Genomic DNA, 4679 nt, shown 5'->3' with positions numbered 1-4679 from the left:
GAAAGCCCTTCAGGCGCGACATTGTTGGTGGAGTTCTCATAATGATCGCCTATCCCCACGCAAAGCCGTAATCAACTTGGCAATCCCGTCTGGGGTGTTAGCGATCCGGAAGGCCTGTCTCACTTCGTCCCTGCGCAGTTCCCTAACAATACTCGCGAGCCTGTCGAGGTCCTTCGGAGGCCCATCCGGTGAGAGGAATGCAATCACAACGTCCACCTCAACCCCGTCAGGGTCTTGGAAGTTGACCGGCGAACGGAGGACTGCGGCGACGGCCGCCGGGCGCGACAGGCACTCCGCCTTGCCGTGCGGAAGCGCGATGCCTTTGCCGATCGCCGTGGACCCAAGCTTCTCGCGGGCAATAAGAGGTTGCGCATAGGCGGACGCATCACCTCCCAGATCCTCGGCGAACTGCTCGGCCAAACGCCCTATGAGTTCTCGCCTCTTGCAGCCGCCTAGACCCAACATGATCCTGCTGGGCGAGAGGAAGTCAGAAAGTCCCATGGATCATCTCCCGGTTCTCAGAACGGAGCAGAGCCGTGGCTGACGACCAATGGCCGTTAGCTCAAACAGCAGCACGGCTTGGATTTCTGCCACTTCTATTGTGCATCCTCGGATGGCTTCCTCCTGATCCTTTGCTTGAGCCAGGTCCAGATTTCCGCGCCACTTAGGAATAGCGGAATCTGCGCCTGGCCTTCGGCCTGGTCAACCGCCAATCCGACTTCGGCGATTTCACCGTTGGTGTTCACGTCGCGTACGATCAGATCGACATCCCCACACGTGACACGGTCGCCTACTTCTGCCGTTCCACCCAGCCGCTGTATCATGAACTCGCTGATTGAGCTGTCCAGATGATGTTCCGGCACGAATTGCAGCCGGTAGGCTTCCACGAGGGCGGATAGCGGCTTCCTGGGATCGAGCGTGAACTTGCCGAAGAACTCGGCGTCATCGTCGCTCAACTTCTTCGGGCTTGCGAATAGGCGATCAAGCAGCCTGACATATTGCGGGGCAACGAACATGTACACGAGATCGTTCTCCCGCAGCCGTCCGGCATATTGATAGCGCATCGAACGCCCGTCCCGCACTACCAAAGAGGGACGAGCCCAACGAGGCAGCCGCTCGCCCCGAAGGACCGGACTCTCGTCCACAACCCGATAGACAATCAACTCGTGGTCCGACCGTCCGGGAAGCTCAAGGCCCACACGACTGACTGGGCCGATCCTCGGCGGAACGATCAAACCAAGCCAGCGCGCCATCGGCCGGATCGTCCACCCCTGGAGCAGCAGTGAAGTAAGCACGATGATATAGGCGACATTGAAGAGCAGTTGCCCGTTCTCCAAGCCGCCGGCTAAGGGAATGATGCCGAGCAGGATCGAGACCGCGCCGCGCAGCCCCACCCAGGAAATGAACGCCGATTCGTTGCGCTGGAAACTAAAGGGAAGCAGGCACAGCCAGATCGCCAGTGGTCGGCAGATGAACGTCAGCACCAGGGCGATTCCGACCGCAGGAATCGCGATGTCGAGGAACTGCGAGGGCGTAGCCAGAAGACCGACAGTCAGAAACATCGCAATCTGGGCGACCCATGTAAGCCCCTCCATGAACCGGCGCAGTCCCACGTGTCCGGTGATCCTGCTGTTTCCAGCGACCAGGCCCGCGACATAGACCGCGAGAAAGCCGCTCCCGCCCATCATACCAACCAGTCCGAACAGACAGATCGCAGCCGAGAGGACCCCGATCGGATAAAGGGCACCCTCCAGCGTTATCCGGTTGGCGACAGCGACAATGGCATAACCGCCGATAATGCCCATGAGCACACCAAGCCCCATCTGCAGGATGAAGCCGGTTGCAAGGTCTTGCCAGAGGTTGTTCTGGCTTTCGCCGGACAGGATCAATGCGAGCAGCGTGACCGTGAGGAAGACCGCCATGGGATCGTTCGATCCCGATTCAACCTCCAGCGTCGATCGAACGTGTTCGCGGATCGTGATGCCACCGACCCGAAGCAGGAAGAAGACGGCCGCGGCGTCGGTCGATCCCACGATCGCCCCGATCAGAAGGGCTTCCAACCATGGGAGACCGAATATGTAGCGCGCAGCGACCCCTACCAGCGCGGCCGTCAGGGCCACGCCAAGCGTGGCCAGTGTTATGGCTGGCGCTGCCGCCTGTCTGAGGGACTTGAGCTTGGTGTTAAAACCAGAGTCAAACAGGATGATCGCAAGCGCCAGGCTGCCGATCAGATACGCCGAATTCGCATCGTCGTAGGTGATGCCGAGACCGTCTTCTCCAGCAATCAGGCCAACGCCGAGAAATACGAGCAGCAGAGGGGCTCCGAACCGGAACGCCAACGCACTGGTCATCACGGAGGCCAACACCAACCCTGCGGCGATGAGGAAAACCGGGAATATCAGATCCAGCATAGTCGGCTACGAACACCTCGTCTTTCGTCCCGGCAAGCCGGGCGCGTGCATCCTTTACAGCCTTATGGACGCCACGATCGAAGCGGGCAAGATTACGGCTTGATTGGATTGCTCAAGCTGCAGCGAGTGTAAGATATTTAAGCCGGTTAGAAACGGGCCGTTCGGAAGTGGACCGTCATCCCCGACTACAGCTTTGCGGTCTGCAATGTCTTCCTTCAGGCAAAGACAAATGCGTACCCAACGACCGATGTGCAGCGCAAAGCGGTATTTCCTGAGGTGTGACCGGAACGGCTCGATGGCGCTCAATCGAGCTGTTCGCGGTCTCTTTTCCAACGGCCGCCACGGGCCGCAAGCGCCGAAATCATTCGACCTCATTGCCGGCAGCATTCGTGTCGCAACTTATGCTGTCCAGAATCCCCTCGATCCGTTCGAGATCTTGCTTCAGGGTGGTACGTTGCAGGGGAGACAAGCGCTTCTCCTTCAGCAACGCTCTGGCGTCATCGGCTGAACGGGCCCATGCCGGCCGGTGCCTGGAGGTGATGCAAGCATTCGGACAACGGGTCGGCTGACAGAGAGCCGTCAGCGGCATTTTGCTGTCGACGCCCGTCGCCTGCTTCAAACACAGGGCGGTTCCAGGATCGAAGAAGCAGTCGGCCAGCACCCCGACATGCAATGTACGCGCGAGACTCGCGAGCATCGTGCGGAGCCGGGCACGGTCAGCGATCATGGCCGGCAGCGGGTCGAGTTCTGCCGATATGCTGTCGAGCGTCTTTCCTATACGCGCCGCCGCGGGTCCGGACAGCGAGGCTCCGGCCTGGCGCTCATCGAAATAGGTCAACAGATCATCGAGCTGACCGAGTCGGCGCTGGTTCTCGACTTCCGCACGGAAGCCGGATCGGCTGCAACCGGCATAGCCTTCGAAAGCGGCGACGGAAGCATGCTTATATTGGATCATGCCGGCGATCGTGCCGAAGGGGCGGTTGGCAATGTGCCATGCGATCGTGCGTCTGAACTGCCGCGTCGTGATCCGCCAGGGCTGGCCACCTGGTCCGTTCGGGACCGCCGGCGTGTCGGGTGTGCCGAACAGGTCGTTGAGATGGTCGCGGAAGTGATTGAGCTGGCCGACGATCTCGGCCGAGAGGTGGTCCTTGCAAACAGGTCGCGCAATCAGAACGGTGTTGATTTTCTTCTTGCCCTTTGGCTGCTTTCGCTTTTGATCGCGCTATAGTCGCCCTTCGTCAATGGGGGGAAGCGCACCTCTACCGGGAAGGGGAGCAACGTTCCTGGCTCATTGATGCCGAGAGGCGGCGCCCAGTAGCGCGCCTCCAACTGCATGCATTCGATGGGCGCTCGCTTGACTGGCCCGATACCCTGGTCTCAAAAATGATCTAGGTCTTTGACTTTGATGGATCCTCCGGCTCGCTAAGCATCCGGGATTCCGCAAGGCGGAACTCATCGCCGCCGCTGTTTGAAGCGCTGGCGGTGATCAACGCATATGACCGCAACGGCTCCAAAAAACCGGGGGAGCGTTTGGCCTGCCTATTACTTCGATATTCGGCTCGGACGGAAGATCCTACCCACCACCCTTGCACTGCTTAGACAATCCAGACGACACCGCCGATGCGGTGCTGTTTCTGCTCAGTGACGTGCCGTCATGGATTGCAGGACAAGCCACTGAGGCCGCAGGTGGTCAGGTGCTTTGACGGACCTTCTTGCAGAAGCCAGCGTGGCAGCTCGCACGCGTTTGCTCCAGCCATTTTGCGCGGAGTTCCGCTGAACATCCATTCACTGGTCGGAAAATCAGCCGCTCGTAGTCCTCGACCCCACAATAGGGTAGAACACATTTACCCCAGATGAGCTCGAGCGGGTCACCGAGATCATTGGCTTCACGTTCGGGCTCTGTATCTGACGTGTTGATTACCAGCGCAGTCTTCATTGATAGGAGACCCTCTGGAAAACCGGCGGCAGATTGCAGTCGATAGGCGACACCGGGCACCAAAATGCGATCCATCCAGCCGGCAAGTATTGCCGGTGGCTTTCCCCACCAATTTGGATGCACGACCAACAGTCCTTGAGCTCTGCCAACCCCTTCACGATGTCGTTGAATTAGAGGATCGGCAGCACGAGCCAGCGCATCTTCGAATGTGTCACCGATCGTATAAGCCTCATCAGGCGACAGACACGGATCGAACTTTTCAGCATAAAGATCGTGATGCTCAATGGTGCGGGTTTCGGTAATTCCCGGCCACGGATTTCAGTAATTCCCGG

Annotated in this window: 3 protein-coding genes and 1 pseudogene; all 4 read right to left on the bottom strand. The window is 59.2% G+C overall.

The features are described from left to right. Nucleotides 1–36: 36 nt before the first annotated feature. Nucleotides 37–501 carry a PTS sugar transporter subunit IIA gene (locus NDI72_RS21650; protein ID WP_283801759.1) on the bottom strand — a complete coding sequence of 155 codons (465 nt, stop codon included), beginning with the start codon at nt 499–501 and terminating at the stop codon, nt 37–39. A 95-nt stretch (nt 502–596) separates the two neighbouring features. Next, nucleotides 597–2408 carry a potassium/proton antiporter gene (locus NDI72_RS21645; RefSeq protein WP_283801761.1) on the bottom strand — a complete coding sequence of 604 codons (1812 nt, stop codon included), beginning with the start codon at nt 2406–2408 and terminating at the stop codon, nt 597–599. Nucleotides 2409–2772: 364 nt separating this feature from the next. Beyond that, nucleotides 2773–3585: pseudogene (locus tag NDI72_RS21640) on the bottom strand (integrase); the annotation flags it as partial. Between the two features lie 516 nt (nt 3586–4101). Further along, on the bottom strand, nt 4102–4632 hold the full coding sequence (locus tag NDI72_RS21635) for an NAD(P)H-dependent oxidoreductase (protein WP_283801760.1): 531 nt from the start codon (nt 4630–4632) through the stop codon (nt 4102–4104). Nucleotides 4633–4679: the final 47 nt, after the last annotated feature.

The sequence above is a fragment of the Nitratireductor sp. GZWM139 genome (assembly GCF_030068685.1).
Lineage (GTDB): Bacteria > Pseudomonadota > Alphaproteobacteria > Rhizobiales > Rhizobiaceae > Nitratireductor > Nitratireductor aquimarinus.
This window is presented reverse-complemented; position numbering and strand designations above follow the sequence as displayed.

Bases quoted from the DNA above. Each gene is read 5' to 3' on its own strand.
- NDI72_RS21650 (WP_283801759.1), bottom strand. From the start codon at position 501: ATGGGACTTTCTGACTTCCTCTCGCCCAGCAGGATCATGTTGGGTCTA.